We start from the raw sequence: 25,773 nt of genomic DNA on the forward strand, positions 1-25,773 counted from the left end.
GTCACATGCCCAGCGCGGCCTCGATCGGACCGACAGCGAAGAACAGCAGGAATGCGCCGGCCACCGCCCACATCAGCGGGTGGACGTCCTTGGCGCGGCCCGTGAACGTCCGGATCAGGACAAAGGCGATGAAGCCTGCGCCGAGACCGTTGGCGATCGAGTACGTAAACGGCATCAGCGTGAAGGTCAGGAAAGCAGGGATGGCGATGCCCCAGTCCTGCCAGTCGATCTTGCCCACCTGGGAGACCATCATGAAGCCCACCACCACCAGGGCAGGGGCCACCGCCTCGAACGGGACCAGGTTGATCAGGGGCGTGAAGAACATGGCCACCAGGAACAGCAGGCCGGTGACGATGGACGCCACGCCCGTCCGCGCACCCTCGCCGATTCCGGCGCCGGCCTCAACGTAGATCTGGTTCGAGGAGACGGACGCGCCGCCACCCACGATAGCGCCCAGCGCGTCCACCTGGAGCACACGGTCCACGTCGGGGATGTTGCCGTCCTTGTCCACCGTGCCCGCCTCGTTTGCCAGGCCCACCATGGTGCCCATGGCGTCGAAGAAGATGCTGAGCAGGATCACGAAGGCCAGCAGCGTGGCGGCCACAAAGCCCAGGTGTTCAAAAGCGCCGAACGGGTTGGCCTTGCCGATCAGCGACAGGTCCGGGGCGCTCCACCCCGTAAGGGACGGCGCCACCAGGGACCAGCCCTGCGGGTTGGCGGTGGTGCCGTCAAAGCTGGGACCGATGTGCAGGGTCATTTCCAGGATCACGGAAATGATGGTGGAGGCGATGATGCCGATCAGGATGGCACCCCTGACCTTGCGGACCACGAAAGCGATGGTGAGGATCAGGCCGAAAACAAAGACGGCCGTGGGCCAGCCCAGCAGCTTGCCGTCGAAGCCCAGGCCCACGGGAACAGTGGTGCCGGCAGCGTCGGGGATCCGGCGCACAAAACCGGCATTCACCAACCCGATCAGGGCGATGAACAGTCCGATGCCCACCACGATGGCGGTCTTGAGCCCGTCCGGGACGGCCTTGAAGACGGCGGTCCGGAAGCCGGTGAGGACCAGGATCAGCATGGTCACGCCGGACAGGACCACCAGGCCCATCATGTCCGGCCACGTCAGGCCGGGGTTCGTAGCGACCGTGACGGCAACAAACGCGTTCACGCCCAGCCCGGCGGCCAGCGCGAAGGGGTGCCTGCCCCAGGCGCCCATCAGGATAGTAAGGATACCCGCCACAAACGCCGTCACAGCAGCCACTGCGGCAAAGCCCAGTGTGGTGCCGGTGGAATCCGGGCCGGAGAGGATCAGGGGGTTAAGCACCACGATGTAGCTCATGGCGAAGAATGTGGCAAAGCCGCCGCGGATCTCGCGGGAGAGGTTGGACCCCCGCTCGGAGATCTTGAAGTACCGGTCCAAGGCAGAGCCCTGCTTAAGCATTAGTCCTCCGGATGTGTTGTTGGGGGTTACTCGATCCTAGAGGGCGGGGGCGCGCGCCTAGAATATCTGTCAGGAACCTCACAATGCCGAGCAAATGTTGGAGACACCATGACTACTGACGCATCGACAGACCAGCAGCTCCCCGCGGCGCACGTCGCCGACAGCCACGATCTGATCAGTGTGCAGGGTGCCCGGGAGAACAACCTCAAAGACATCAGCATCGAGATCCCCAAGCGCCGCCTGACAGTATTCACCGGGGTGTCCGGTTCGGGCAAGAGCTCACTGGTGTTCGCCACGATCGCCGCCGAATCCCAGCGGATGATCAACGAGACCTACAGCGCCTTTGTGCAGGGGTTTATGCCCAACCTGGCGCGGCCTGACGTGGACCACCTCGAAGGGCTGACCACGGCGATCATCGTTGACCAGGAGCGGATGGGCGCAAACCCCCGCTCCACGGTGGGAACTGCCACGGACGCCAACGCCATGCTCCGGATCCTCTTCAGCCGGCTGGGCACCCCGTATGTCGGGCCGCCCACGGCCTTCTCCTTCAACGTCCCGACGCGGAAGGCCAGCGGTGTGATGAGCACCGAGAAGGCCGGCGGCCGGGTGGAGAAGGCCGTGGTGCAGAACGTTGTGTACCTGGGCGGCATGTGTGCGCGCTGCGAGGGCATGGGCTCGGTCTCCGACTTTGACCTGACCGCTTTGTACGACGACACCAAGTCCCTCGCCGACGGTGCCCTGACCGTCCCCGGCTACAGCATGGACGGGTGGTACGGCCGGCTGTTCGAGGGCATGGGCCTGCCGATGGACAAGCCGATTGCCACGTTCACGAAGAAGCAGCTCGAGACGATGTTGTATGCCGAGCCCACCAAGATCAAGGTTGAGGGCATCAACCTCACGTTCGAGGGCATCATCCCCAAGATCCAGAAGTCCATGCTGTCCAAGGACGTCGAGGCGATGCAGCCACACGTGCGGCGCTTTGTGGAGAGCGCCATTACTTTCCAGGCCTGCCCCGAGTGCGAGGGCACGCGGCTCAGCCCCGAGGCCAGGTCGTCGAGGATCCAGGGCAAAAACATCGCCGAGCTCTGCGAGATGCAGATCAGCGACCTGGCCGAGTGGGTCCGCGGGTTCGACGAGCCGTCGGTTGCGCCGCTCCTCAAGGGTCTGCGGCACCTGCTGGATTCCTTCGCCGAAATCGGGCTGGGCTACCTCTCGCTGGACCGCCCGGCAGGCACCCTCTCCGGCGGCGAGGCGCAGCGGACCAAGATGATCCGGCACCTGGGCTCGTCCCTCACCGACGTCACCTACGTCTTCGACGAACCCACCATCGGCCTGCACCCGCACGACATCGAACGGATGAACCAGCTGCTGCTGCAGCTGCGCGATAAGGGCAACACCGTCCTCGTGGTTGAACATAAGCCCGAGACCATCGCCATCGCCGACCACGTGGTCGATCTCGGCCCCGGCGCCGGCACCGCGGGCGGCAGCGTCTGCTTCGAGGGCACTGTGGACGGGCTGCGGCGGAGCGACACCATCACCGGCCGCCACCTCGATGACCGTGCGAAGGTCAGGGGATCCGTGCGAACCTCCACCGGCGCCCTCGAGGTGCGTGGCGCCTCCACGCACAACCTCCAGCATGTCGACGTCGACGTTCCGCTCGGCGTGCTCTGCGTGGTGACAGGTGTCGCGGGTTCGGGCAAGAGCTCGCTGATCCACGGTTCCGTGGCAGGACGTGACGGTGTGGTGGTAGTCGACCAGGGCGCCATCAAGGGCTCGCGCCGCAGCAACCCCGCCACGTACACAGGCCTGCTCGAGCCGATCCGCAAGGCTTTCGCGAAGGCGAACAACGTGAAACCGGCGCTGTTCAGCTCCAACTCCGAAGGAGCCTGCCCCACCTGCAACGGCGCGGGCGTCATCTTCACCGAACTGGGCGTGATGGCCACGGTCGAGTCCACGTGCGAGGACTGCGAGGGCCGGCGCTTCCAGGCGTCAGTGCTGGAATACACGCTGGGCGGCCGCAACATCTCCGAGGTGCTGTCCATGTCCATGACAGAGGCTGAGGTCTTCTTCAGCGAAGGGGAGGCCCGCGCGCCCGCGGCCCACAAGATCCTGGACCGGCTCGTCGACGTCGGGCTCGGCTACCTGACGCTCGGCCAGCCCCTCACCACGTTGTCCGGCGGCGAGCGGCAGCGCGTCAAGCTGGCTACGCAGATGGCAGAGAAGGGCGATGTCTACGTCCTGGACGAACCGACCACTGGCCTCCACCTCGCCGACGTCGAAAACCTCCTCGGCCTCCTTGACCGCCTCGTGGAGTCCGGCAAATCGGTCATCGTCATCGAACACCACCAGGCGGTCATGGCGCACGCCGACTGGGTCATCGACCTCGGCCCGGGAGCAGGGCACGACGGCGGTAAGGTCGTTTTCGAGGGGACTCCCGCCGAGCTTGTGGCCGCCAAGTCCACGCTCACCGGCAAGCACCTCGCGGCGTACGTCGCCGGCTGAACGCCGGTGCCCGGACAGCGTGGGCGGGCGCTGCCCGCGAAGCTCGCTACGGAAGTTCACCCACGGAAGTTCGCCTAGGCTGGAAGGACGCCAACTAAAGGGAGCAGTACACCCATGCGATCCATACGCCGCCAGTTGCTGAGCGTTGTGCTCGGGACCTTCGTTTTCGTAGCCGCGGTCCTGGGATTCGCGGCTCCGGCCTCGGCACACGATGCCGCCGAGTCCAGCAGTCCCGCGCAGGGCGCCACGGTGGCCACGGCCCCGGAGCAGGTGTCCGTCACCTTCAATAAGAACCCGCTGGGCATCGGCGCACAGTTCTCCGTCAAGGATTCGGCCGGTGCCGAGTGGGCGGATGGCGCTCTTGAGATCGTGGACAGCACGGCCACCCAAAAGCTCAAAGCCGGCGCTCCGGCGGGTGCATACACGGTGGTCTGGCGCGTCGTCAGCTCGGATTCCCATCCGATCGAGGGGACGTTCGGCTTTACGGCGACAGCAGCTGCGGCGGGAGCCGCGCCTTCGGGAACATCGGCGGGCGCATCGCCGTCGGCCGCTATTCCCACGATGGGAAGTGCGGAGCCGGGAACCGTGGCGGCTCCGGCGCCGGCTGAAAACGCGTCGCAGCCGTTCCCTTGGAGCCTGGTGATCTTTGCTGCAGTGGCCGTGGGCCTGCTAGTGGCCATCGGTATCCTCGCGAAGCGCCGCCTCACCACACGCAGTGACGACGACGAAACCGAACAGGCTTAGACGGCGGCGGCGCTTTCCGGGTGGACCGTGGCCGAGATGGCCTGGCCCACGGTCTTGGCCTGACGCAGGACTTCCTTGGGTGAGGGCGTGATGAGCTCGCCCACGCCCACGAGGTAGATGCCGATCTGGCGCATCGCGGCCACCAGGTTGCGGCCAACAGTGATGCCGAAGTCGCTGAGCATACGCCGCAGCTGGCTGTGCGCACACCGGGTCAGCACAATGTTGTCTGCCAGCAGGATGCCGTTGGGCGTATGGACTTCCCACTGGCCGGACGGGGACCCCGCGGCCGTTCCCGTGCTGGTTCCGCCGGCTTCGCCGCCCACCATGGTCAGCTGAACCGCCCGGGTGGTGGTGCGGACATCCATGTGGTGGCTGGCGGCGTAGTTGCGCAGGTGGCGGAGGATCTCGTTGCGTTCCCGGAGGGATTCGGAGTCTGCTGCGTCGCAGCGCTGCAGTGAAGCAGTGTTGGCCGGTTGTGCGGCGCCGAGGATGTCGAGCCCGTCCACTACGATGGCGTGCACGCCACGGCGGCGCAGTTCCGCGCCAACCGCCAGGCCTGACAGCCCCGTGCCGATGATCACCGTGGTGGTCCGTTCGGTCCCGCCATTCACAGGCATGCTTGACACTACAGTTTTCCTCCTTGAAAGGCTTTCGGATGCAGGCAGCGTCGCCCCGCATGCGTTCCGTTACCCCCAAAGTCCGGCCGCAGCACCGGCCCGGGACGCACCTTGAATTGGGCGTCGGCGGACCGGCAGTGCCTCGAAGACTACAGAACATTCAGGACCGTGGATAGCCCAAACACAAACATTCTTCTCCGCGATGAATACGCTTTCCGCTCCGTTCGCCGTGGGCTGTGGATAACCGGCCAGCCAGCGGCGCTGGGCCGCTTGCTAAGTGTCCGTGGACCGAGAATAGTGAGAAGCGGAAGCAGGGCTCTCCAGCCCATCGGGGCACACATCGCGGCCGGTGCGGGCGGAGGGCGCCGCGTCTGGCAGAATAGCCGCAACATAAGGCAGTATCGCGAGGAGGCGGCCCCATGGGCGCACATGAGTTGCATCCGGATCCGGAAGAGGACAGGGCCGGAAATTCGGCGGCTCCGGTGGGGATTGTTGTCGGCGTAGACGGGTCCGACCACGGTCAGTGCGCCTTGGTGTGGGCAGCCCGGGAAGCCGAGCGCCGCCGTCGGCCTTTGCACATTGTCACCGCCTATTCAGTGCCGATCTTTGCGGCGTCCGGGCTGGACGGCGGGTACGCCACCGTGGATGATTCCGTGATCCGCGAGGGCGCCGAAGCGATCGTCAAGCAGGCGCTGGACAAGGTTTCCGGGTACAACATCGAGGTTGACGGCTCCGTGGAGAACGGGGACGCCTCGGGTGTGCTCCTGGAAATGTCCGAGACGGCTGATCTGCTGGTCTTCGGCACCCGCGGCCGTGGCGGATTTGTGGGACGACTGCTGGGCTCGGTGAGCAGCGCCCTGCCTGCACACGCCAAGTGCCCCACCGTTACGGTGCCGCTGGTGTGTTCGGACCGACTGGGCGAAACCACAGAAGACAAACGCATCAGGGCCGAGCAGGACAAGCCAGGGCACAAGCAGGTCGAGAACGTTGTGGTGGTGGGCGTTGACGGTTCCGAACAGGCGCGGGTCGCTGTGCTGGAGGCTGCCGACCAGGCTGAGCGGCTCGGGGCGACCCTGCGCGTAATCTGTGCGGTGCCGCAATTCAGTGGATCCTTGGCCTGGGTCCCGGCCCCCATGGACCGCAAAGCACTCTTCGATGACATCCAGATCCAACTTGACGCCGGAATGGCCTGGCTGAAGAGCCACTACCCGAACCTTGCCGTGGAGTCGGAACTGCTGGACGGTTCTGCCGTGGACGTCCTGGTGGAGGCCAGCCGGCATGTGGAACTGGTCGTGGTGGGCACCCGGGGCCATGGCGGGTTCACCGGCATGCTGCTGGGTTCCACCTCCGGCGGCGTGCTCCATCACGCCAAGAGCCCGGTCCTGGTTGTTCCGGACCGCGACGATCCGCGGCTGGCGGACCGCGACAAGTTTGGGCCGCTCCCCGGCGCAGCCTGACCAGTCACCTTCGCAGCAGGAGGCATGAAGATGCCTGACACCGGCAGCCCGCCTCCCATCCTGGGATTGGAGGTGGTCACCGCAGCAATGGTTCCCCTGGTGGGCGGCAAAGCGGCCAACCTGGGGGAGCTGCTCGCCGCTGGGCTGCCCGTGCCGGACGGCTTCTGCCTCACCACGGAGGCCTACCGTGAGGCGACTGCGGGAACCGGCGCACGCGCGAGTTCGCAAACTCACTCGAACCGCCCGCCGGCCTCACCCCGCTGCAGCACCTGGACTACGCCGAACACGTGCTCGGCACCCGCATCTTCTCAGTAGTGCCGTCCATCCTGCCGCTTCCGGCGCTCGGGTTCGCTGCCCTGGCGCTCGCCGGAAAACTGCTCGGCGGCGGCCGGTGGGAAGATCTGCAGACTGTGCTCCGCGGGCTGCCCAACAACGTCACCACCGAGATGGACCTGGAGTTGTGGCGCCTCGCCCAGGCGATCAAGAACGACGGCGGTTCCCGCGCCGCCGTGACGGACCGGGCACCCGCCGAGCTGGCCGAAGACTTCCGCGCGGGCCAGCTGCCCGCCGTGCTGCAGTCCGGGGTGGCCCGGTTCATGGGCCAGTACGGGCACCGTGCCGTGGCCGAGATCGACGTCGGTATGCCGCGCTGGTCGGACGACGCCACGCACATCCTGGGTGTCCTGGCGAATTATCTCCGGCTCGAGGGCTCGGCGCTGGCGCCGGATATCCAGTTCAGCAATGCGGCAGAAGAAGCCGAAGCCTGCGTTGACCGTCTCGTCGCGGAGGCGCGGAGCCGCGGCCGGCTGCGCGGGACTGTGGTCCGGGCGGCGCTGCGGCGCGCGGACTACGCCCTGGAACTCGAACGGCGTCACGTGCCGCGGGTGCTGCTGTCGGACGGCACTGAGCCGGAAGCCGTTCCATCCGGCGACGCTGCGGCCGCATCCACGGTGCCGGGGGCACTGACCGGGAGCCCGGCATCGGCCGGTGTTGTCACGGCCACTGCCCGTGTGATCCTCGACCCGGTGGGCGCGCGCCTGGAACCGGGAGAAATCCTGGTGGCGCCATCCACGGACCCCGGCTGGACACCGCTGTTCCTTACCGCGGGCGGACTGGTGATGGAGATGGGCGGGCCCAATTCCCACGGTGCCGTGGTGGCCAGGGAGTATGGCATTCCCGCGGTGGTGGGCGTCCCGGACGCCACGCTCCGGCTCTCCACCGGGCAGGAAAAAACGGTCGACGGCGGCGCCGGAACCGTGGTGCCTTCGTAGCAGGGCAGCCCCCGGCAAGACTTCCTGAAGAGACGTGTGCGCTGGCGGTCCCCAGGCGTAACCTGAAGTATGGGCTCCATGGATGAAGCAGGGCTGGCATGATCCGCGCATGGCTGCGCTGGGTGCCTGCCGTAGCTGTACCTGCAATGATTGCCGCCGGCGTGCTGGTGGGATCCATTCCGGCGCGCGCCGGCGATCCGTTGCCACAAAAGTCTCCGGCGGAGGTCCTGACCCTTCTTGCCCAGCACAACACCAGGTCATTCTCCGGAACGGTCGAGCAATCCGCCGAACTGGGCCTGCCCGAACTGCCGGCCGCCGGTCCCACGTCCGGACCGGTGCCGGCTGGTGGAGCCGCGTCGATCCTGGCGTTCCTGACCGGTGAGCACACTGCCCGGATATTCATGGACGGGCCAACAAAGATACGGGTCCAGCTGATGGACCGGCTGGCTGAACGTGACGTTATCCGGCGGGACGGCGACGTGTGGTTCTACAACTCCAAGGACAACAGCGCCGCCCACCTGGCCTTGCCGGCGTTCGCCAGCGACCTGCCGTTGCCCGTTCCGTCCATGCCCATCCTGCCCGGCGACCTCCCCGACCCGCCCGTACTGCCGACGCCAGAGGACCTGGCCCGTGAGTTCCTTGACGTTGTGGACAGTTCCACCGAGGTGACGGTGGGGCCGGACATCGAAATTGCCGGCCGGACGGCCTACGGCCTGGAACTGGCGCCGAGGACGCGGGGAACGCTGGTTGAGAAAGTTGCCATCGCCGTCGACGGCGAGACCGGAATGCCGCTGCGGGTATCCGTGATGGCACGCGGCCAGGCAAAACCGGCTTTCAAGGCTGGCTTCACCAGCCTGTCACTGGCGGCCCCGGAGGACTCGGTATTTTCGTTCGTTGCCCCACCAGGCGCCACGATCAAGGAGCTGCAGGCACCACCGATCCCGCTCCGGCCCGGCCTGCCACCCCTTCCGCCCGTTCCCGGTGGGATTACGCCAGGAGCGGTTCCGGACGGCGGCCCTGATCAGGTTCCCGGCAGTGATGCCGGCCTGCGGCACCGTGATGCACTCCGGCCAACGGTGATTGGCGAGGGCTGGGAGACCGTCATCGGGTTCCCCGCGGCACCCGACGGCCAAGGTGCTGCCTTGACTGAATCCTTGCTGAAGGATCCGCTCCTGTCCCAGGCCGCCGTCGTCGTGCCCGGCGGACGGCTCCTGTCCACGGCACTGGTCAACGTCTTGCTGACCGACGACGGCAGGATCTTTGTGGGGATGGTCCCGGCGGAGCGGCTCCAGGCCGCCGCCGGCGCAGTGTGACCGCGGCCGGGGGGACGGCTGCCGGGCTGGCCGCCGCCCGGACCAGCCCTCAAGGGAACGGCACAACCGGGCTGACCATCGAGACCCAGGGCCTGACCAAGCGTTTCGGCAAACAGCTGGCGGTCCACAACGTGGACCTCGCCGTTCCCCGCGGTGCCGTGTTCGGGTTCCTGGGCCCCAACGGTTCGGGCAAGACCACCACCATCCGGATGCTGTTGGGCCTTGCTGCCGCGTCGGCCGGAACCGTCAGCGTCCTGGGCCTGCCGATGCCGCAGCGCCTGCATGAGGTTCTGCCGCGCGTCGGTGCCCTGGTGGAGGGACCGGCGTTCTATCCGTTCCTTTCCGGCACCGCCAACCTGCACCGCCTGGACGCCGCCAGCCGGCATGCGGCCCCCGCTACCCGGACCGCCCGCGTGGCCGCCGCGCTTGAGCGCGTGGGTCTCTCACACGCCGCCGGCAAGCGGGTCCACGCCTACTCCCTGGGCATGAAGCAGCGGCTGGGGATCGCCAACGCGCTGCTGTCGCCGCGGGAGCTGCTGGTGCTCGATGAGCCCACCAACGGGCTGGACCCGCAGGGAACGCGGGAAGTGCGGAGCCTGGTGCGGTCGCTGGCCGCCGACGGTGCCACCGTCTTTGTCTCCAGCCACCTCCTCGCAGAGGTGGAGCAGATCTGCACGCACGCCGCCATCATGAGCGCCGGGCGGCTGGTGGCCCAGGGGCCGCTGGCCGAGTTCCGCCAGGGAGGCGAGACCCGGATCCGCCTGTTAACGCCCGACGCCGGGACGGCCAGCGAGGTCCTGCTGCGGTTGGGCATGTCCCCGGGAATGGGGACGCCTGAACCGGACGGCGACGTTCTGACCGCGGTCGCCGCCGCGTCCCGGCTTGAGGCCCCGGAGGACATTGTGGCGGAGCTCGTGGCAGCCGGGGTGCGCGTCCGCGGTTTTTCCGTGGAGCGGGAGAGCCTGGAGGAGCGCTTTGTGGCGCTGACGGGAGAGGGGTTCGACATTGCCCAATAGGGCTTCTGCGGCCGGCAGTGTTCCGGCAGCCCGTGGCGTTCCCGATGCCGGCAGTGGTAGTGAGACCAGCAGCGGTACTGAGACCAGCAGTGGTTCGAGCGCGCCGTCGAGCCTGCCCCTGCTGGGGTCCGAGCTGAAGACGCTTTTCCGGCGCCGCCGGACCGCGGCCATGCTGGTGGCTCTTGCCGCGATACCGGTGCTGATCGCCGTCGCTGTCCGGCTCTCGTCATCCGTTCCTGCCGGGAGGGGACCGGCGTTCCTGGACCGGATCAGCCAGAACGGGCTGTTTGTGGCGGTCACGGCGATGCTGGTTTCCGTGCCCCTGTTCCTCCCCCTAACCATTGGGGTGGTGGCGGGCGATACCATCGCTGGCGAGGCCAGCCTGGGCACGCTGCGTTACCTGCTGGTGGCGCCGGCCGGTCGCGTGCGCCTGCTGCTGGTGAAGTACGCCGGAGCGCTGGCGTTCTGCGTCGCCGCGCCCGTCACGGTGGCCCTTGCCGGGGCCGCGATCGGGGCTTCGCTGTTCCCTGTCGGGCCGGTAACGCTCCTATCCGGGGATGTCGTCCAGCCGCCTGAGGCCGCGCTGAGGCTGGTCCTGATCGCCGCCTATCTGGCGGTGTCCCTGGCCGGACTTTCGGCGATTGGCCTGTTCCTGTCCACCCTGACGGTGGTCCCGGTGGGCGCGATGGCCGCCACGGTGGTGCTGTCAGTGGTCTCGCAGGTGCTGGACCAACTGCCGCAGTTGGAATGGCTGCACCCTTGGCTGTTTACGCACTACTGGTTCGGCTTCGCGGACATCCTGCGCCAGCCGGTGCTGTGGGACTCTTTTGCCAGCAACGCGCTGCTGCAGGCGGGCTACGTGGCCGTGTTCGGGGCGCTCGCCTATGGCCGGTTTGTCACCAAGGACGTGCTGTCCTGAGCCTCGAGCGCTGGGCCGGGAGTCCCTGGCCGGAGCCTCGGACCGCAGCCCTGTCCGCATCAGTAGCGGGCTGCGTAAGGGTGGAGCTGCATCCCGGCCATCCAGCTCAACTGGGTCACGCCGATGCCCTCGTCCGGATTCAGCGCCTGCACCACCTGGCCGTTGCCCAGGTAGATGGCCACGTGATAGAAGCCCGGGGCTGAGCCCCAGACCAGCAGATCGCCGCGCCGGGCCTGGGAGATCGGCACGTGAACGGGGGCCGCCGCGTACTGCTGGGCAGCGGTGCGCGGCAGGTACTTGCCCGCGGCGGCGAAGGCCGTTTGCACGAGGCCGGAGCAGTCAAAACCGTTGGGGCCGATGCCGCCGTACTGGTAGAAATATGGCGACCCCACCTTGGACATCGCCACTGAGATGGCCGTCTCGTTGGAGCCACCCGGCGATGGGGCCGGTGTTGGCGCGGGAGCCGGGGCAGGTGCTGGGGCCGGAGCGGGCGCGGGTACTGGCGCGGGAGCGGGGGCAGGTGCTGGGGCCGGAGCGGGAACAGGCGCTGGAGCTGGCGCGGCCGGCAGGTTCCCGCCGCCGCCGCCGGCCGGTTCGGCGGCAGGCCGGTCTGCTGCCTGCGCCGCCGCAGCCCGATCAGCAGCCGCAGCCAGTTCGTCGAGCCTGGCTTCCTCGCGCTGCCTGTCCAAGGCGTCAATGCGAGCTGATTCGAGGGCCACTGTGGTGTTCCGCAGCTGGGCGAGTTGATCCACGAGGATTGTCCGCTGCGCCGCGGCTTCGGTTACGGCCTTGGCCTGGGCGGCGTTGGCTTGTCCGGCCTCTTCCTTGCGGGCTTCGGCCTTTTGGGCGGCGTCGTCAGCGGCCCGGTTGGCGTCGTCGGCGGCGGCCGTCAGGGACTGCGCTGCGGACGCTGCGGATGCCGCCGATCCGAAGGCACGGCTCCGGCTGGCCGAAATGGCTTCCAGTGTCGCAGCCTGGTGCAAGGTTTCGGGGTTGCCGCTGACGAACGTGCCCAGCGTAGGGTTCAGCCCGCCGTTGCGGTATAGGTCGCCGGCGAGCTGACCCACCTGCTTCCGGGTCCTGTCCTGCTCCTGCGTCGCAGCGGTGGCCTTGGCCGTGGCCACTTCTGCCGCCATCTTGCGGTCCTGCAGTTCAACCAGGGCTTCGCCGTAGGCGTTATTGGCCTGCAGAGACAAGGCAAACGTGGCTTGCTGGGCGCTCTTGGCGTCCGCGAGGAGGCGTTCGATGCTGGCGACCTTATCCGCCGTCGCGCGTTCACTCGCCTTGGCTGTGGCGATGTCCTCCGGGGTGGGAAGCTCCGGCGACGCCGGGAGATGGAGACTCGGAGCCTGCGGCAGCGGCGCAGCCTGGGAGGGGAGGGCCATGGTGCCGAAAAGTACGACGGCGGTGCACAGCACGGCGGCCTTCAAGCCGGATCCGGTCAAACCCATTCGCAGAACCTCGCACGCAGTAAGGCTGGGGGAGCGAGGTCTGGTGGCGGCACGAGGAGCCCCTCTGCTGATCTCCCAGCAGTCCGAGGCTACGTGAGCGTGTGAACTTTGGCAACACTGGTCACATCAATAACATATACAACAAGAGCGCGATTCCGGCACATATGGACCCGGCGTGTCGTGCCGAGCCTGTGTCGTCCGCCGCAAGGGTCAGGCGTGCTGGCGCGATTCGTGCTCCGAGTGACTTGCGGGCTCCAGCTGGAAAGTGCAGTGCTCGGTGTCAAAGTGGGAGCCCAGGCAGGTGGTCAGCTTGTCCAGGAGCTGGTCGGCGCCGCGGGCATTGAGGACGCCGTCCTCCACCACCACGTGGGCTGAAAACACCGGCACGCCGGATGTGATCGTCCAGATGTGGATGTCATGGACGTCCACCACGCCGTCAACGCTGAGGATGTGTTCGCGGATCATCTGCACCTCCACACCTTTGGGGGTCGCCTCCAATAGGACGTCCACCACATCGCGCAGCAGGCTCCAGGCCCGCGGCAGGATCATCAGGGCGATGAGCACGGAGGCGATCGTGTCGGCGGCCTGGTAGCCGGTGAACATGATGACCAGGGCAGCAACAATGACTGCGACTGAGCCCAGCAGGTCGCCCAGCACTTCAAGGTAGGCGCCCCGGATGTTCAGGCTGTCCTGGTGTGCGCCGCGCAAAATCAGCATCGAGACCAGGTTGGCCACCGCGCCCAGGATGGCCGCGAAGAGCATGATGTCGGTGTGGACCTCGGGCGCGGAGCCAATTCGGCGGATGGCCTCGGTGAAGATGACCACCGAGATAACAATCAGGATCAGCGCGTTGGCCAGGGCGGCCAGGACCTCGGCCCGCTGGTAGCCGTAGGTCCGCTGATCGCTTGCGGGGCGTCCGGCGATCCAGGCAGCCAGGAGAGCGATGGTCACGCCGGCCGCATCCGAGAGCATGTGGCCGGCGTCCGCCAGCAGGGCCAAAGATCCGGACAGTGCCGCGCCGATCACCTGGACCACCACCACAGCAAGGATGATGGCCAGGACGGCGATGAGCCGTTTGCGGTGGCGGCCTGTCGCCGTGATCCCGTGTGTGTGGCTGTGGTCGTGTCCCATGCCTACAAGGCTAGTCCCAGCCGAGCTCGTGCAGCCGCCGGTCGTCGATGCCGAAGTGGTGGGCAATCTCGTGCACCACCGTCACAGCCACTTCCTGGATCACCTTGTCGCGGGACCCGCAGATATCCAGGATGGGCTGGCGGAAGATGGTGATCCGGTCCGGCAGTGAACCGGCATCCCACCATGAATCCCGCTCCGTCAAGGGAACGCCCTCGTAAAGGCCCAGCAGAACGGTGTCCGGTTCATCGCCCGGGCCGGGCACGTAGTCGTCCTCGACAAACACGGCCACGTTGTCCATGGCGGCCGCCAGTTTGGCGGGGATCAGTCCCAGTGCATCCGTGACGGCGGCCTCGAAATCGTCAGCGGACATCTCAAACGGACCGGACTCTTGCGGACCATCCGGGATGATGGGCAGGCCGGGCGGCAGTTTGGCGGGCATAATCAGACTCTAGTCCGCAGCCCGGTCGGCGCGCATACTGAAACCCGTCCTTGACCGCCTTGGGAGGAGCCTGATGTCCGTCCATCATCGCCTTTTTGCCGCCACTTACGACGCACTATCGGCCTCTGTGGAGCGCCGGGAGCTCGCTCCTCGACGGGCTCGGCTGCTTTCCGGGCTGACGGGAACCGTGGTGGACGTCGGCGCAGGCACCGGGGCGAATCTGCGGCACTTCCGCCACGCTGAGCGGGTAATCCTGGTAGAGCCGGACCGCTACATGCGGGCCAGGTTGAGCTCCCGGCTCGGGGAGTCATCGGTTCCTGTGGAGGTTTCCTGCGCCGATGCGGAGCACCTGCCGCTGCCGGACGGCGCGGCGGACGCCGTCGTGTTCACCCTGGTGCTGTGCTCGGTGCCGGATCAGCGGCTTGCCCTGTTGGAGGCGCGAAGGGTACTCAAACCCGGCGGGACACTCGCGGTGCTGGAACATGTCCGCGGACAGGGCCGGGCGGCCCGCTGGCAGGACAGGCTGGACGGCCTGTGGGGCCGATGTGTGGCGCCGGGGTGCCACATCAACAGGACCACGGTGGCATCCATCGGCGAGGCCGGATTCGAATTCACGGAAATCAGCAGGTTGGAGGCTCCGGCGGTTGCCCTGGCCACGCCGATCATCGCGGGCACGGCAAAGCCGAGCCCAACGTTTCGCTGAACGGAGCCGCTACCGGGACCTGCGGCGCGTCAGGCCAACACCCACCAGGCAGACCAGCCCGCCCACCAAGCCCAGCACCGCGGGCACTTCGCTGAGGACCAGCCACGAGATCAGGATGGTGGTGCCCGGCACAAGATAAGTGGTGGCCGCCAGTTTTCCGGCGTCAATCAGGGACAGCGCGTAGGCCCAGGTGGTGAAGGCGACGGCGGTGGGGAAGATGCCCAGATAGACCAGGCCCAGTGTCGCCGGCAGCGGTGCCGACTGCAGCTCGGACACCAGCTGGCCGCTGAATGGCAGGCAGCAGACCGCCCCCACCATGATGCCGAACCAGGTGGCCTGGCCCGCCGGGAACTTCCGCAGCACCGGTTTCTGGATGATGACGCTGACGGCGGCGAGCACGGCGGCAAGGAGGCAGAGCAGCACGCCCGCCACATCCGCCGTCGAACGTTCCCCGGAACCTGAGCCGGAACCAAGCGCGATTAGGGCAACCCCGCCGAACGCCACCAGGCTCCCGATAATCAGCCAGCGCGGGAAGCCCTCCTTCAGGAAGACGCCGGCCATGATGGCAACCAGGATGGGATTGACGTTGATCAGCAAGGCGGCGGTCCCGGCGTCCAGCAGGTGTTCTGCCGCGTTCAGGGCCACGTTGTAGCCGCCGAACCACATCACGCCGTAGCCCAGGATGGGCCACCATTCGCGGCCCCGCGGCAGCAGCTTGCTTTTGGCCAGCTGCGGCAGCACCAGCGCGCCGAGCACGACGGCGGCAACCGCCAGCCTGCCCAGGGTCAGGGAACCGGGGGAGAAAGTGGGACCGATGGCCCGGATCCCCACGAAGGCCGAGGCCCAGAACACTACGGTGATCACCACGGCAGCGACGCCGAGCGCGTTGGGACGGCCAGGTGACGGGCGAAGCGCGGTTGCTGCTGCGCTGAGAGGGGTGCTTGAAGCCATGCTGCCAATCTAGCCCTGCCGCGGCGCCGGCAGCTGGCGGGAATCGGACACGTCTAGTCGATTTTCTGCCAATCCTGGGCCGACCACTCCAACAGCCGCTCCAGGGGCCAGGTGGTAACGATGCGGTCCACGGGCACATTGTTGTGCGCGGCACGGGCCGCCCCGTACTGGAGGAAGTCGAGCTGGCCCGGAGCGTGGGCGTCGCTGTCGATCGAGAACAGGCAGCCGGCGTCCAGGGCCAGCCGGATCAGGTCATCCGGCGGGTCCTGCCGCTCGGGGCGCGAGTTGATCTCGACCGCCACATTGTTTTCGGCGCACGCCGCAAATACCTTCAGGGCGTCGAAGTCCGATTGCGGGCGCGTGCCACGGGATCCCTCCACCAGGCGTCCGGTGCAGTGGCCCATCACATTGGTCCGGGGGTTCTGGATGCCCTGGAGCATCCGCTGGGTCATGGTGGCGCCGTCCGCCCGAAGCTTCGAATGGACGCTGGCCACCACAATGTCCAGACGGTCCAGCATCTCCGGTGACTGGTCCAGTTCGCCGGATTCCAGGATGTCCACCTCGATGCCGGTCAGGAGCCGGAATCCGTCCTTTTCGCCGTCAGCTGCGGAGGCGGCGTTGATCGCGGCCACAACGTCGAGCTGTTCGGTCAGGCGCTCGGCGCTGAGCCCGTTGGCGATGGTCAGGTTGGGGGAGTGGTCTGTCAGCGCCAGGTACTCGCGGCCCAGAAGGCGGGCAGCGTCTGCCATGAGGTGGATGGGAGAGCCGCCGTCGGACCAGTCGCTGTGGCTGTGGAGGTCGCCCCGGAGCGCTTCGTGAAGCTCGGTCCCACCGTCCGCCAGCGGCACCGCGCTTCGCTGGCGAAGATCCTCAAGATACTCGGGCACCTCGCCGTCCACGGCCTGCCGGACCACTTGGTAGGTCCTGTCGCCGATGCCCTTCATGCTCTTGAGCCTGGCGTCCCGGGCCCGGGACGCCACCTCCGAAGGGTCGAGTCCGGCGATGATCCCGGCCGCCTTCCGGAAGGCCTGGACCTTGAACGTGGCGGCGCGTTCCCGTTCCAGCCAGAAAGCAATTTCATTGAGCGCGGCGACGGCATCCATCTGTCCATCTTCGCCTGTTCCGGCCGCTTCGGTCAGGTGTCGCGGGCCGATTTTGAGTTATTCCCGCCGAGGCCCTATAGTTTTAGAGTCCAGTTCGGAGCAACTGCAAACGAGAAGACTGAGAGCCCTGGCTCGAAGCCTTTTATTTTGTGCCGAACGGGTTCTGGCCCCCATCGTCTAGCGGCCTAGGACACCGCCCTTTCACGGCGGCGGCACGGGTTCGAATCCCGTTGGGGGTACGCAAGGAACTGGTCTGGCAGGCTGAAAACGTCTGGTAAGCTGGAAGCCTTGAAAAAAGCGGTAGCGATGCCGCGAAGCAAGAAAATCAAGGCCCTGTAGCGCAGTTGGTTAGCGCGCCGCCCTGTCACGGCGGAGGTCGCGGGTTCAAGTCCCGTCAGGGTCGCTCTGATTGCTGGAAGAAATTCCGGCAGTCAAGGTGACATGTCACCTAGGCTCTGTAGCTCAGTTGGTAGAGCGTTCGACTGAAAATCGAAAGGTCACCGGATCGACGCCGGTCGGAGCCACCACTGGGAAGCATCAGTTCTTCGGAACTGGTGCTTTTCTTCTTTAATCGGGCACCCGCCTGCGCAACGCTTCCTCCCGCCCCGTCCAGCGCTCTCAGGAGCAATCAGTGGACAGAACTCAGGAGGGGCGGGGCCGGCTCTTGTGCGAGGAGGCTGACTCTCGGCAGCTTCCCACGCCGGAACTCGCGTTAGGGATAGGGTTGGGAGCAATAGAAGGGGAGTGCCTGATGGAATACCAGAACCCACAACCCGATGCGGGTGTCGAGCGCCAGCTGATTACCAGCCACCACGCCGCCAGCCAGGCGCCCGTACCAGGGCATGGGCGCACCGTGATCGCGGAGACCGCCGTGGCAAAAGTTGCCGGCATCGCTGCCCGTACCGTGCCCGGCGTCTACTCGTTGGGCTCGGCCCCGTCCCGTGCGCTGGGAGCCATCCGGGACGCCGTCGGCAGTTCGGACCATGCGGCCGGTGTCCGCGCCGAGGTCGGTGAGACGCAGGTGGCGGTAGACATCAGTTTGGTGGCCTCCTATGGAACGCCACTGCATTCCCTGGCCGATCAGGTCAGATCGGCCGTGTACCGCGCGGTCGAGGAACTCGTTGGCCTGCAGGTCATCGAAGTGAATGTCGAAGTAACCGATGTCTACGTGGCACCGCCAGTGAAGGCCGGAGCGCCTGCCGGCGCCGAGAGGGAGGCACTGCTGTGAACCTGACCGTTGTGGGCATCGCAATAGGCGCCTTCGTGGCGTTTATGTCCTTCCAGTTCGGGCTGTGGGGCTTCCTGGTCTCCATCCTCTTTATGGCTATCGGCGCCCTCCTGGGCCGCGCAGCGGAAGGGAAACTGGACCTGCGCGGCGTCCTGGACGCCATCATCGGCCGGCGCTCCTCGTCATGACGTCAGCGTCGCCTTCCTTCCCGGTCCACGTCCTGAACGGACACAACCGCATCAGCACGCAGGCCCTGACCAGCCTTGCCAGGACAGCAGCCGCGGAAGCCCTCGGCGTGGATCCCCACGATGTCCGGGCGGACTGGACGGACGATGACGGCCTGCTGGCTCTGTCGCTCGTGTCACCTATCAGGATCCCGCCGCTGGCCACCGTGCTCAGGGACGCAGGCCGGGTCGCCGCGTTCGGCGGATCAATTTGGGACCGGACGGTCGATGCCAAAGCCAGGATCCTCTCGACGGTCACGGCCCTCAGCGGCGCCCGTCTGAGCAGGGTAGATATCCGAATCAGCGGCGTTAAACCGATCGAGGGAGTCCGGGTCCAATGAGCGGCGGAACAGTGGACGGGGACCTGGCGGATTCGACGCCAACAAGCCGCGCCCGGGCCCGGCCGCAACCCGACATGCGCAGGGTCGTCTACCGGGAGACACATTCCTCGCGGGCAGCGGTGGCAACAGTGGCAGCGGTCCTGGTGATGGGGCTTGCCGGCTACGGGCTTCTCGAATCGGCCGTGCACGCCATTGGGCAGCCGGCTTGGCTGATCGAACCACAGCTGGCAGCGGAGCGCATCGTTGCCCTGCCGGCTGGTACCCCGCCGTTGCTGCTCGGTGCCAGTGGTGCCTTGGTGGCTATGGTGGGACTGTTTTTCCTGCTCAACGCCATCCTGCCGGGAAGACGCGCCCGGCATGTGCTGAACAGCGCTGGCAGTTCGTCCGCCGTGGTGGTGGATGACGAGGTCATCGCCTCCGCCCTGGCGCGCAGCGCACGGCTCGCCGCCAATGTCACCCCGGAACAGGTCATGGTGGTGGTGTCCCGGCGGCAGGTCATCGTGAATGTGCGCCCCACCTCAGGGGTTCCCGTGGCTGAGGCGGCAGTGCTGGCCGCGGTCCAGGACGAACTCAGCGGGATGTCACTGGTCCCGTTGCCGGAGGTCCGCGTCAACATTTCCACCATAGGAGTGATCGGATCATGACGGCCACACCCTCGCTCCTCAACCGGATCCTGCTGGGCATTCTCGGGCTCAAGCTGCTCGCCGTGGGCATCCTGCTCGTCCTGCTTGCCGCGGTTCCACCAGTGGGAACCTGGTGGCATGCCTGGTCCGGATCGGCATGGCGCAGCGTCAACCAGTACTTCGACAACACCCGATTCCCGGGACGTCCGGAAAGCTGGCTCTGGATTCTTATAGCTCTTGCCCTGGTAGTCCTTATTGGCCTGATGGTGGCCTGGATCGCGCAGCAGGGCAAGGGCCGTAGCAACCTGCTGGTGGCCGAGTACGATCCCGGGACCGTGGCCGGAGACGTGCGGATCAGCGGGGGAGTAGCAGAACAGGCGTTGAAGCACGCTTTGGCTGAACGGCCCGATCTGGCGGGTGCCACGGTGGCAACCTACGATGTCCAGGGCAGCCCTGCCTTGAAAATCCGGCTCCAGCCGCGCCAGGGCGTGGCGCCGCACCTCCTGGCGGACGAGGTCTATGCCTTGGTAGATGCTTTGGACCAAGTGGTTGGCAAACGGACGCCGGTCCTGATCCATATCGGTGCCGGGGCCAGGACACGGTTCAGCCGGGCCGAACGCGTCCGTTAGGGTCAGACGGCGGGACACCTGATCGTGCCGATGCCGGCGGATATCGGCTGGCAACTACCCACCACCACTGTCCGGATGGAATGACCGGGGAATCTAGGAGGACACCATGAGCGAGCGAGGCACTGGCAGCGGAGCAGCAAATGCCAAGGAACTCGCTGGTGAGGTAGCAGAAAACGCCAAGGGCTTTGGCGCCAAGGTCGCCATGCGCTCAGGGAAGATCACGTGAGGGTCAAGTAAACCGTGCAGTTTGCCGGAATTTCGGCCGTGGTGTCGCTGGTCAGCGGGCCACTGGCCAGAGCCACCGTGTACTCAGCGGGAACGGGTATCGCAACTGACGCCAGGTTACTGACTACCTGGACTTTGCCGTTATTGAAGGCCAGCACACCTTGGGCTGGTTGATGGATGTCGGCCCACTGGAACGTTCCGGACCCCAGTCCATGGGCCGAGCGGAACGCCAGCGCCGAACGGTACAGCTCCAGCGTGGAACCCGCTGCGCCATCTTGACGGTCGGCTGCGAGGTTCCTAAAGGACTCCGGCTGGGGCAGCCAGGGTGCCGCGGGCACGCGACGGCTGGAGCCGCCGTTGGGCGCTGCATTATCGACGCCGGCACCGTCGGCACTTAAAGCGTCTGCGAAGCCGTAACCGGATTGGTCTGCATTCCAGGGAAGCGGGACGCGGCAGCCATCGCGGCCGACTTCAACTCCGTTCGTGCGGAAGAACGTGGGATCCTGCCGGGCTTCGTCAGGGAGGGTGGTGTGCTCGGGAAGGCCAAGCTCCTCGCCTTGGTATATGTAGGCGGAGCCGGGCAGCGCCAAGGACACCAATGTGGCGGCGCGTGCACGTTGCAATCCCAGGGCGGCATCCGGCTGTTCATCCCCGGCCCCAACGCCCTTGGGGAAAGAGGTGGGATCTTTCAGGCCGAACCGGGTACTGTGACGGACGGTGTCGTGATTGCTCAGCACCCACGTGCACGGCGCTCCCACGGACGCCGCGGCCTTGAGGGAATCTTCGATGGCTTCGGCCATTCGCTCAGCGTTCCAGCCGGCGAGCAGGAAGTCGAAGTTGAATGCCTGCTGCATTTCGTCCTTACGGATGTACCGGGCCAGTCGTTCCGCCGGTTCCACCCAGGCTTCGGCGACCATCATCCGATCGCCTGCGTATGCGGCCAGCAGACGGTTCCAATCCCGGTAGATGTCATGCACACCGTCCTGATCAAAAAATGGCGACGGCGGGTACTGCGGCGACACTGCGCGGTGGGGCTCCTGCGCCTCCGTATGTGCTCCAGGGGCATCACCAGGTGGGGTATCCCCTCGGGCTGGGGCCGGTTCGGCGGTGCCTTCCACCATGGCAACCGCGCCTTCCCAGTCCGGCAGTCCCGCTTCCTTGACCATGCCGTGGGCGACGTCCACGCGGAAGCCGTCGACTCCACGTTCCAGCCAGAAGCGCAACACGGAACGCATTTCCTCTTGGACTTCGGCGTTGCCCCAGTTCAGGTCCGGCTGTTTGGCGTCGAAAAGGTGGAGGTACCAATCGCCGGGGCCGCCGTCGGCTTGGGTGACCCTGCGCCAGGCTGGCCCGCCGAAAATCGATCGCCAGTTATTCGGGGCCAGATTGCCGTCACCGGATCCTTGCACCTCGTCCTTGCCCTGCCGGAATATGTAGCGGTCCCGCTGCACGGAGCCGGGGACCGAGGCCAGCGCCTCCTGAAACCACACATGCTCGTCCGAGGTGTGGTTGGGGACGAGATCAACAATGACTCTCAGCCCCCGACCGTGAGCCGCCTGCAACATTTCGTCGAAATGCGCCAGGGTCCCGAAAAGGGGGTCGACCTGACGGTAGTCCGCAACGTCGTAACCGGCGTCCGCTTGGGGAGACTTGTAGAACGGTGACAGCCAGATGGCATCCACTCCGAGCCGCTGGAGATACGGCAGGCGTGCAGTAACCCCCTGAAGATCGCCCATTCCGTCCCCGTTCGCGTCCGCGAAGGAACGTGGGTAGATCTGGTACACAACAGCGCCGGCCCACCAGGATGGGACACCCGAACCGGGGGTAGGAACGAACGGGTGGGACATTTGGTTCCTCTCCTATAACGTTTTGATGTAAACGCTTGCATAACTCGATGCAACGTTACTAGTGTGATGGTCACCACATCAAGCGCACTGTCGACTTACTTGTCACTCAGCGAGGAGCCTCAAGCAATGAAAACCCGCAAATTCTTACTCCCGGCAGCTACCGCCGGCATTTTGGCCCTGACGCTTTCCGCCTGCGCGGGCGGCGGCGGGGGGACCACAGGCGGCACGGACGCCGAAGCGAACCTGGACGGCCGTGGACCCATCACGTACGTACAGGGCAAGGACAACAGCAACGTCGTCCGTCCCCTCTTGGATAAATGGAATGCTGCACACCCGAACGAGCAGGTCACGTTCAAGGAGCAGACAGACCAGGCTGACCAGCAGCATGATGACCTGGTTCAGAATTACCAGGCCAAAAACGAGAACTACGACGTTGCCAGCGTGGACGTCGTCTGGACCGCCGAGTTCGCAGCCCGCGGATGGCTCCAGCCCCTCGAAGGCGCCATGGCCGTTAAGACCGATGGCATGCTCGAGCCCACGGTCAAGGCAGGTTCGTACCAAGGCAAGCTTTATGCGGCCCCCGTCTCCTCTGATGGTGGCATTCTCTACTACCGCAAGGACCTTGTCGCTACGCCGCCCACCACGTGGGGACAAATGATGGAAATGTGCTCCATCGCCAAAGCAAACAACATCGGCTGCTATGCCGGGCAGTTCAAGCAGTATGAAGGCCTGACGGTTAACGCCTCCGAGGCCATCAACTCCGCCGGAGGGTCAGTCCTGAATGACCAAGGCAAGCCGAGCCTGACTACGCCTGAGGCCAAGGAAGGCCTTCAGAACCTGGTAGACGCATTTGCCAACGGGAACATTCCGGCCGAGGCCATCACGTACCAAGAAGAGGAAAGCCGCCGGGCCTTCCAAGAGGGCAAGCTGCTTTTCCTCCGCAACTGGCCCTACGTTTACAACCTTGCCACGACTGAAGGTTCCTCCGTTGTTAAGGACGTGCTGGGCATGACAGCGCTTCCGGGCAAGAACGGACCCGGTGCATCATCGCTCGGCGGCCACAGTGCTGCGATCAGTGTCTACTCCAAGAACAAGGCAACTGCCCTGGACTTTGTTAAGTTCCTGGTGGGAGAAGAGCAGCAAAAGTTCTTCGCCACCCAGGGTTCGTTGGCTCCCGTAATTGGATCGCTCTACGAGGATCAGGAACTGGTGGCGAAACTGCCTTACCTGCCGGTGCTGAAAACCTCAATCGAGAACGCCGTACCGCGTCCCGTGACACCGTTCTACCCGGCTGTCACGCAGGCCATCCAGGAGAACTCCTATGCGGCGCTGAAGGGCGAAAAGTCTGCTGAAAGGGCCCTCGCTGATATGCAGGCGTCCATCGAATCTGCGGGCGCGGGGTCGTAACTTAGCCATGGCAACTGAATTGGGCCCGACGCCGACAAAACCGCCGGCGTCGGGCGGGACCCCGATCCACCACGCACCCAAGGGTGTGGGTGAGGACAACAAAATACTGAGCCAGGGCAAGTGGGCTTCCTGGCTTCTTGCCCCCACCATCATCGCGCTGGGCATTGTGATCGTCTATCCGATCATCAGCGCTATAGTCATGTCTCTCCAGAAGGACGCCGGCCTGGATCCAGCCACCGGACTCTTCACGGCTGGCGGCCCGGCGGGAATCCAGAATTATGTGAACTGGCTGGCACAGCAGTGCGCAGCCCCCGGCGGCGGCACCATCGCCTGTCCTCAGGGAACATTGGGCGGGCAGTTCTGGGCCGCAACGGGTACTACATTCTTCTTCACCATTGTCACCGTCACGTTTGAGACCATTCTTGGCTTCTGGATGGCAATGATCATGGCCCGGACCTTCAAGGGCCGGAGCATGGTCCGCGCAGCCGTCTTGGTGCCGTGGGCCATTCCAACTGCGGTGACTGCCCAACTGTGGCTCTTCATCTTCGCGTTCGAGGGCATCGCCAACAAGCTTTTCAACGCCTCCATCCTCTGGACTGGCAGCGAGTGGCCGGCCAAATGGGCTGTGATCATCGCAGACACTTGGAAGACCACTCCGTTTATGGCTCTCCTGATCCTGGCAGGTCTGCAAATGATCCCGGCGGACGTTTATGAGGCTGCCAGGGTGGACGGTGCCTCGGCATGGCAGAGGTTCCGCCTGATCACCCTGCCCCTCGTTAGGCCTGCCTTGATGGTGGCCATTCTGTTCCGCACCTTGGACGCCCTGCGGATGTTCGACCTGCCCTACATCCTGACGCAGGGTGCGAACAACACCACCACGCTGTCCATTTTGGTGATCAACCAGATCAGGCAAGGGTTCAACTCGGCCGCGGCTTTGTCGACCATCACCTTTATCATCATCTTTCTGGTCGCTTTTATCTTCGTTCGCTTCCTTGGGGCGAACGTTGTGGAACAAAGCGGCGCAACAGGTAAGGGGAAGAAATGAGCTCGGCAACAGCCACGGAACTGCGCGCCCGGCAGGACAAGGGCCGCAAGACCGCCCAGAATCGGGAGAAGTGGGCACAGGGGCGGACGTACATCAGCGCCGCAGTCATCCTGGTTTGGTGCCTGGCCCCCGCATACTGGATGGTGGTGACGGCGTTCCGGGAGGTAGGCTTCACATACGACACGTCACTGCTGCCCACCCACGTGACCCTGGACAACTTTGCCACGGCGTTCGACACGTCCTTCGGCAACCGGTTCGGCCAGGCACTGCTCAACAGTGTCATCATTGGCACAGTGGTCACTGTCGTATCGCTGCTGATCGGCGTTTTTGCCGCCTACGCACTGGCCCGCCTGAATTTTCGGTTCAAGTTCCTGGTGCTGGGGTTCATCCTCGGCGCTTCCATGTTCCCGGGCGTTGCGCTCATCACGCCGCTGTTCCAGCTGTTCACTAACATCGGCTGGATGGGTACCTACCAGGCCCTGATCATCCCAAATATCTCCTTTGTGCTTCCGCTGACCGTTTACACCCTGACATCCTTCTTCCGCGAGATGCCGTGGGAGTTGGAAGAGTCGGCCCGGGTGGACGGCTGCACGCAGGGTCAGGCTTTCCGAAAGGTGATCATGCCGCTGGCAGCGCCGGCCATCTTCACTACGGCAATCCTGGCGTTCATCTCCTCCTGGAATGAATTCCTGATCGCCAGCCAGCTGTCCAACGCGGCGACGCAGCCTGTAACGGTGGCCATCGCCAGCTTTGCCGGTGCCCAGCCGAACCAGATCCCGTACACGGCCATTATGGCCGCCGGCACTATCGTGACCATACCCTTGGTGGTCCTGGTGCTGGTGCTGCAGCGTAAGATCATCGCCGGCCTGACAGCAGGTGCTGTCAAGTGACGCGGTCTTCGGAGCATGGCGGGCAGAACGAAGGGCTCGTCCGCCCTGAACGTCGAAGGGCCCGGTCCGGCGAAGACTTTGACGTCATCATCGGGTTCCTGGGCTTTTGGGCCGTGGTTCTGCTCGTGGTCACGGTGTGGATGGAAGTGACGGGCCAGCCTGCGCTCTGGTGGTCCCTTGGCCTGCTGGCCAATCTCTTGGCGGTCTACGGGATGGTGCGGTTGCGCCGCCGGCTGCCGGACCGGAGGTAGGGGGC

At 65.7% G+C, this 25,773-nt stretch carries 25 protein-coding genes, 3 tRNA genes and 1 pseudogene; 21 read left to right on the forward strand and 8 right to left on the reverse strand.

Going from position 1 to position 25,773, the window contains the following annotated elements; genetic code table 11:
• Position 1: 1 nt before the first annotated feature.
• Complete coding sequence (locus FYJ92_RS01975) at positions 2–1,441, reverse strand: NCS2 family permease (protein WP_185262382.1); 1,440 nt, start codon at positions 1,439–1,441, stop codon at positions 2–4.
• Positions 1,442–1,549: 108 nt separating this feature from the next.
• Between FYJ92_RS01975 and FYJ92_RS01980 the strand changes: the two genes are divergently transcribed.
• Both FYJ92_RS01980 and FYJ92_RS01985 read left to right on the forward strand, forming a co-directional pair.
• On the forward strand, positions 1,550–3,943 hold the full coding sequence (locus tag FYJ92_RS01980) for an excinuclease ABC subunit UvrA (protein WP_185262383.1): 2,394 nt from the start codon (positions 1,550–1,552) through the stop codon (positions 3,941–3,943).
• A 114-nt stretch (positions 3,944–4,057) separates the two neighbouring features.
• Complete coding sequence (locus FYJ92_RS01985) at positions 4,058–4,687, forward strand: copper resistance CopC family protein (RefSeq protein WP_185262384.1); 630 nt, start codon at positions 4,058–4,060, stop codon at positions 4,685–4,687.
• Here the strand turns inward: FYJ92_RS01985 and FYJ92_RS01990 are convergent.
• Positions 4,684–5,304 (reverse strand): FAD-binding protein, encoded by a 621-nt coding sequence (locus tag FYJ92_RS01990; protein WP_185263618.1) that lies wholly within the window; start codon positions 5,302–5,304, stop codon positions 4,684–4,686. The genes FYJ92_RS01985 and FYJ92_RS01990 overlap by 4 nt on opposite strands.
• A 419-nt stretch (positions 5,305–5,723) precedes the next feature.
• Here FYJ92_RS01990 and FYJ92_RS01995 point away from each other — a divergent pair, with 419 nt between their 5' ends.
• From FYJ92_RS01995 to FYJ92_RS02020, 6 genes and pseudogenes are all read left to right on the forward strand, one after another.
• On the forward strand, positions 5,724–6,761 hold the full coding sequence (locus FYJ92_RS01995; RefSeq protein WP_185262385.1) for a universal stress protein: 1,038 nt from the start codon (positions 5,724–5,726) through the stop codon (positions 6,759–6,761).
• An 87-nt stretch (positions 6,762–6,848) separates the two neighbouring features.
• Entirely contained in the window at positions 6,849–7,076 is a 228-nt protein-coding gene (locus FYJ92_RS02000) for a PEP/pyruvate-binding domain-containing protein (RefSeq protein ID WP_255482372.1), read from the forward strand.
• A pseudogene (locus tag FYJ92_RS02005) lies at positions 6,968–8,032 on the forward strand (PEP-utilizing enzyme); the annotation flags it as partial. The gene FYJ92_RS02000 and the pseudogene FYJ92_RS02005, both read left to right, overlap by 109 nt.
• A gap of 98 nt (positions 8,033–8,130) precedes the next feature.
• A complete protein-coding gene (locus tag FYJ92_RS02010; RefSeq protein WP_185262387.1) occupies positions 8,131–9,345 on the forward strand; it encodes a hypothetical protein in 1,215 nt (404 codons plus the stop codon).
• A 71-nt stretch (positions 9,346–9,416) separates the two neighbouring features.
• A complete protein-coding gene (locus FYJ92_RS02015) occupies positions 9,417–10,361 on the forward strand; it encodes an ABC transporter ATP-binding protein (RefSeq protein ID WP_185263620.1) in 945 nt (314 codons plus the stop codon).
• On the forward strand, positions 10,351–11,280 hold the full coding sequence (locus tag FYJ92_RS02020) for an ABC transporter permease (protein ID WP_370526102.1): 930 nt from the start codon (positions 10,351–10,353) through the stop codon (positions 11,278–11,280). Before FYJ92_RS02015 ends, FYJ92_RS02020 begins: the two co-directional genes overlap by 11 nt.
• A gap of 59 nt (positions 11,281–11,339) precedes the next feature.
• On the opposite strand, the gene FYJ92_RS02025 is transcribed toward FYJ92_RS02020, so the two are convergent.
• From FYJ92_RS02025 to FYJ92_RS02035, 3 genes are all read right to left on the reverse strand, one after another.
• Positions 11,340–12,731 (reverse strand): C40 family peptidase, encoded by a 1,392-nt coding sequence (locus FYJ92_RS02025; RefSeq protein ID WP_185262388.1) that lies wholly within the window; start codon positions 12,729–12,731, stop codon positions 11,340–11,342.
• A 210-nt stretch (positions 12,732–12,941) separates the two neighbouring features.
• A complete protein-coding gene (locus tag FYJ92_RS02030) occupies positions 12,942–13,862 on the reverse strand; it encodes a cation diffusion facilitator family transporter (protein ID WP_185262389.1) in 921 nt (306 codons plus the stop codon).
• A 10-nt stretch (positions 13,863–13,872) separates the two neighbouring features.
• On the reverse strand, positions 13,873–14,301 hold the full coding sequence (locus tag FYJ92_RS02035) for a metallopeptidase family protein (RefSeq protein ID WP_185262390.1): 429 nt from the start codon (positions 14,299–14,301) through the stop codon (positions 13,873–13,875).
• Positions 14,302–14,374: 73 nt separating this feature from the next.
• Between FYJ92_RS02035 and FYJ92_RS02040 the strand changes: the two genes are divergently transcribed.
• Entirely contained in the window at positions 14,375–15,004 is a 630-nt protein-coding gene (locus FYJ92_RS02040) for a class I SAM-dependent methyltransferase (RefSeq protein WP_185262391.1), read from the forward strand.
• Between the two features lie 9 nt (positions 15,005–15,013).
• On the opposite strand, the gene FYJ92_RS02045 is transcribed toward FYJ92_RS02040, so the two are convergent.
• The gene (locus FYJ92_RS02045) at positions 15,014–15,955 is read right to left on the reverse strand and encodes a DMT family transporter (protein WP_185262392.1); all 942 of its coding nucleotides are present in this window, start codon (positions 15,953–15,955) and stop codon (positions 15,014–15,016) included.
• A 53-nt stretch (positions 15,956–16,008) separates the two neighbouring features.
• A complete protein-coding gene (locus FYJ92_RS02050) occupies positions 16,009–17,058 on the reverse strand; it encodes a PHP domain-containing protein (RefSeq protein ID WP_185262393.1) in 1,050 nt (349 codons plus the stop codon).
• Positions 17,059–17,224: 166 nt separating this feature from the next.
• Here FYJ92_RS02050 and FYJ92_RS02055 point away from each other — a divergent pair.
• From FYJ92_RS02055 to FYJ92_RS02090, 8 genes are all read left to right on the forward strand, one after another.
• Positions 17,225–17,297, forward strand: a tRNA-Glu gene (locus FYJ92_RS02055).
• 90 nt (positions 17,298–17,387) lie between these two features.
• Positions 17,388–17,461 (forward strand) — tRNA-Asp (locus FYJ92_RS02060).
• Between the two features lie 48 nt (positions 17,462–17,509).
• Positions 17,510–17,585, forward strand: a tRNA-Phe gene (locus FYJ92_RS02065).
• A gap of 224 nt (positions 17,586–17,809) precedes the next feature.
• Positions 17,810–18,286 (forward strand): Asp23/Gls24 family envelope stress response protein, encoded by a 477-nt coding sequence (locus FYJ92_RS02070; RefSeq protein WP_185262394.1) that lies wholly within the window; start codon positions 17,810–17,812, stop codon positions 18,284–18,286.
• Entirely contained in the window at positions 18,283–18,474 is a 192-nt protein-coding gene (locus tag FYJ92_RS02075) for a hypothetical protein (RefSeq protein WP_185262395.1), read from the forward strand. The genes FYJ92_RS02070 and FYJ92_RS02075 overlap by 4 nt, the downstream gene beginning before the upstream one ends.
• Positions 18,471–18,851, forward strand: coding sequence for a hypothetical protein (locus FYJ92_RS02080; RefSeq protein ID WP_185262396.1), 381 nt, complete (start codon positions 18,471–18,473; stop codon positions 18,849–18,851). Before FYJ92_RS02075 ends, FYJ92_RS02080 begins: the two co-directional genes overlap by 4 nt.
• A gap of 74 nt (positions 18,852–18,925) precedes the next feature.
• Positions 18,926–19,495, forward strand: coding sequence for a DUF6286 domain-containing protein (locus FYJ92_RS02085; RefSeq protein WP_255482374.1), 570 nt, complete (start codon positions 18,926–18,928; stop codon positions 19,493–19,495).
• Positions 19,492–20,103: a hypothetical protein gene (locus FYJ92_RS02090; protein WP_185262397.1), complete on the forward strand. Its 612-nt coding sequence runs from the start codon at positions 19,492–19,494 to the stop codon at positions 20,101–20,103. The genes FYJ92_RS02085 and FYJ92_RS02090 overlap by 4 nt, the downstream gene beginning before the upstream one ends.
• A 218-nt stretch (positions 20,104–20,321) precedes the next feature.
• Here FYJ92_RS02090 and FYJ92_RS02095 read toward each other — a convergent pair whose 3' ends face one another.
• Positions 20,322–22,175, reverse strand: a complete 1,854-nt coding sequence (locus FYJ92_RS02095; protein ID WP_185262398.1) for a glycoside hydrolase family 13 protein — start codon at positions 22,173–22,175, stop codon at positions 20,322–20,324.
• Between the two features lie 126 nt (positions 22,176–22,301).
• Here FYJ92_RS02095 and FYJ92_RS02100 point away from each other — a divergent pair, with 126 nt between their 5' ends.
• Genes FYJ92_RS02100 through FYJ92_RS02115 form a run of 4 tightly spaced genes read left to right on the forward strand, consistent with a single transcriptional unit; the run spans position 22,302 to position 25,768 of the window.
• Positions 22,302–23,582, forward strand: a complete 1,281-nt coding sequence (locus FYJ92_RS02100) for an ABC transporter substrate-binding protein (RefSeq protein WP_185262399.1) — start codon at positions 22,302–22,304, stop codon at positions 23,580–23,582.
• A gap of 7 nt (positions 23,583–23,589) precedes the next feature.
• Entirely contained in the window at positions 23,590–24,627 is a 1,038-nt protein-coding gene (locus FYJ92_RS02105) for a carbohydrate ABC transporter permease (protein WP_185262400.1), read from the forward strand.
• On the forward strand, positions 24,624–25,517 hold the full coding sequence (locus FYJ92_RS02110) for a carbohydrate ABC transporter permease (RefSeq protein WP_185262401.1): 894 nt from the start codon (positions 24,624–24,626) through the stop codon (positions 25,515–25,517). The genes FYJ92_RS02105 and FYJ92_RS02110 overlap by 4 nt, the downstream gene beginning before the upstream one ends.
• A complete protein-coding gene (locus tag FYJ92_RS02115; protein WP_185262402.1) occupies positions 25,514–25,768 on the forward strand; it encodes a hypothetical protein in 255 nt (84 codons plus the stop codon). Before FYJ92_RS02110 ends, FYJ92_RS02115 begins: the two co-directional genes overlap by 4 nt.
• Positions 25,769–25,773: the final 5 nt, after the last annotated feature.

The organism is Pseudarthrobacter sp. NBSH8 (assembly GCF_014217545.1).
GTDB lineage: Bacteria > Actinomycetota > Actinomycetes > Actinomycetales > Micrococcaceae > Arthrobacter.

Bases quoted from the DNA above. Each gene is read 5' to 3' on its own strand.
- FYJ92_RS01975 (WP_185262382.1), bottom strand. From the start codon at position 1,441: ATGCTTAAGCAGGGCTCTGCCTTGGACCGGTACTTCAAGATCTCCGAG.
- FYJ92_RS01980 (WP_185262383.1), top strand. From the start codon at position 1,550: ATGACTACTGACGCATCGACAGACCAGCAGCTCCCCGCGGCGCACGTC.
- FYJ92_RS01985 (WP_185262384.1), top strand. From the start codon at position 4,058: ATGCGATCCATACGCCGCCAGTTGCTGAGCGTTGTGCTCGGGACCTTC.
- FYJ92_RS01990 (WP_185263618.1), bottom strand. From the start codon at position 5,304: ATGCCTGTGAATGGCGGGACCGAACGGACCACCACGGTGATCATCGGC.
- FYJ92_RS01995 (WP_185262385.1), top strand. From the start codon at position 5,724: ATGGGCGCACATGAGTTGCATCCGGATCCGGAAGAGGACAGGGCCGGA.
- FYJ92_RS02000 (WP_255482372.1), top strand. From the start codon at position 6,849: ATGGTTCCCCTGGTGGGCGGCAAAGCGGCCAACCTGGGGGAGCTGCTC.
- FYJ92_RS02010 (WP_185262387.1), top strand. From the start codon at position 8,131: ATGATCCGCGCATGGCTGCGCTGGGTGCCTGCCGTAGCTGTACCTGCA.
- FYJ92_RS02025 (WP_185262388.1), bottom strand. From the start codon at position 12,731: ATGGGTTTGACCGGATCCGGCTTGAAGGCCGCCGTGCTGTGCACCGCC.
- FYJ92_RS02030 (WP_185262389.1), bottom strand. From the start codon at position 13,862: ATGGGACACGACCACAGCCACACACACGGGATCACGGCGACAGGCCGC.
- FYJ92_RS02035 (WP_185262390.1), bottom strand. From the start codon at position 14,301: ATGCCCGCCAAACTGCCGCCCGGCCTGCCCATCATCCCGGATGGTCCG.
- FYJ92_RS02040 (WP_185262391.1), top strand. From the start codon at position 14,375: ATGTCCGTCCATCATCGCCTTTTTGCCGCCACTTACGACGCACTATCG.
- FYJ92_RS02045 (WP_185262392.1), bottom strand. From the start codon at position 15,955: ATGGCTTCAAGCACCCCTCTCAGCGCAGCAGCAACCGCGCTTCGCCCG.
- FYJ92_RS02050 (WP_185262393.1), bottom strand. From the start codon at position 17,058: ATGGATGCCGTCGCCGCGCTCAATGAAATTGCTTTCTGGCTGGAACGG.
- FYJ92_RS02070 (WP_185262394.1), top strand. From the start codon at position 17,810: ATGGAATACCAGAACCCACAACCCGATGCGGGTGTCGAGCGCCAGCTG.
- FYJ92_RS02080 (WP_185262396.1), top strand. From the start codon at position 18,471: ATGACGTCAGCGTCGCCTTCCTTCCCGGTCCACGTCCTGAACGGACAC.
- FYJ92_RS02085 (WP_255482374.1), top strand. From the start codon at position 18,926: ATGCGCAGGGTCGTCTACCGGGAGACACATTCCTCGCGGGCAGCGGTG.
- FYJ92_RS02090 (WP_185262397.1), top strand. From the start codon at position 19,492: ATGACGGCCACACCCTCGCTCCTCAACCGGATCCTGCTGGGCATTCTC.
- FYJ92_RS02095 (WP_185262398.1), bottom strand. From the start codon at position 22,175: ATGTCCCACCCGTTCGTTCCTACCCCCGGTTCGGGTGTCCCATCCTGG.
- FYJ92_RS02100 (WP_185262399.1), top strand. From the start codon at position 22,302: ATGAAAACCCGCAAATTCTTACTCCCGGCAGCTACCGCCGGCATTTTG.
- FYJ92_RS02105 (WP_185262400.1), top strand. From the start codon at position 23,590: ATGGCAACTGAATTGGGCCCGACGCCGACAAAACCGCCGGCGTCGGGC.
- FYJ92_RS02110 (WP_185262401.1), top strand. From the start codon at position 24,624: ATGAGCTCGGCAACAGCCACGGAACTGCGCGCCCGGCAGGACAAGGGC.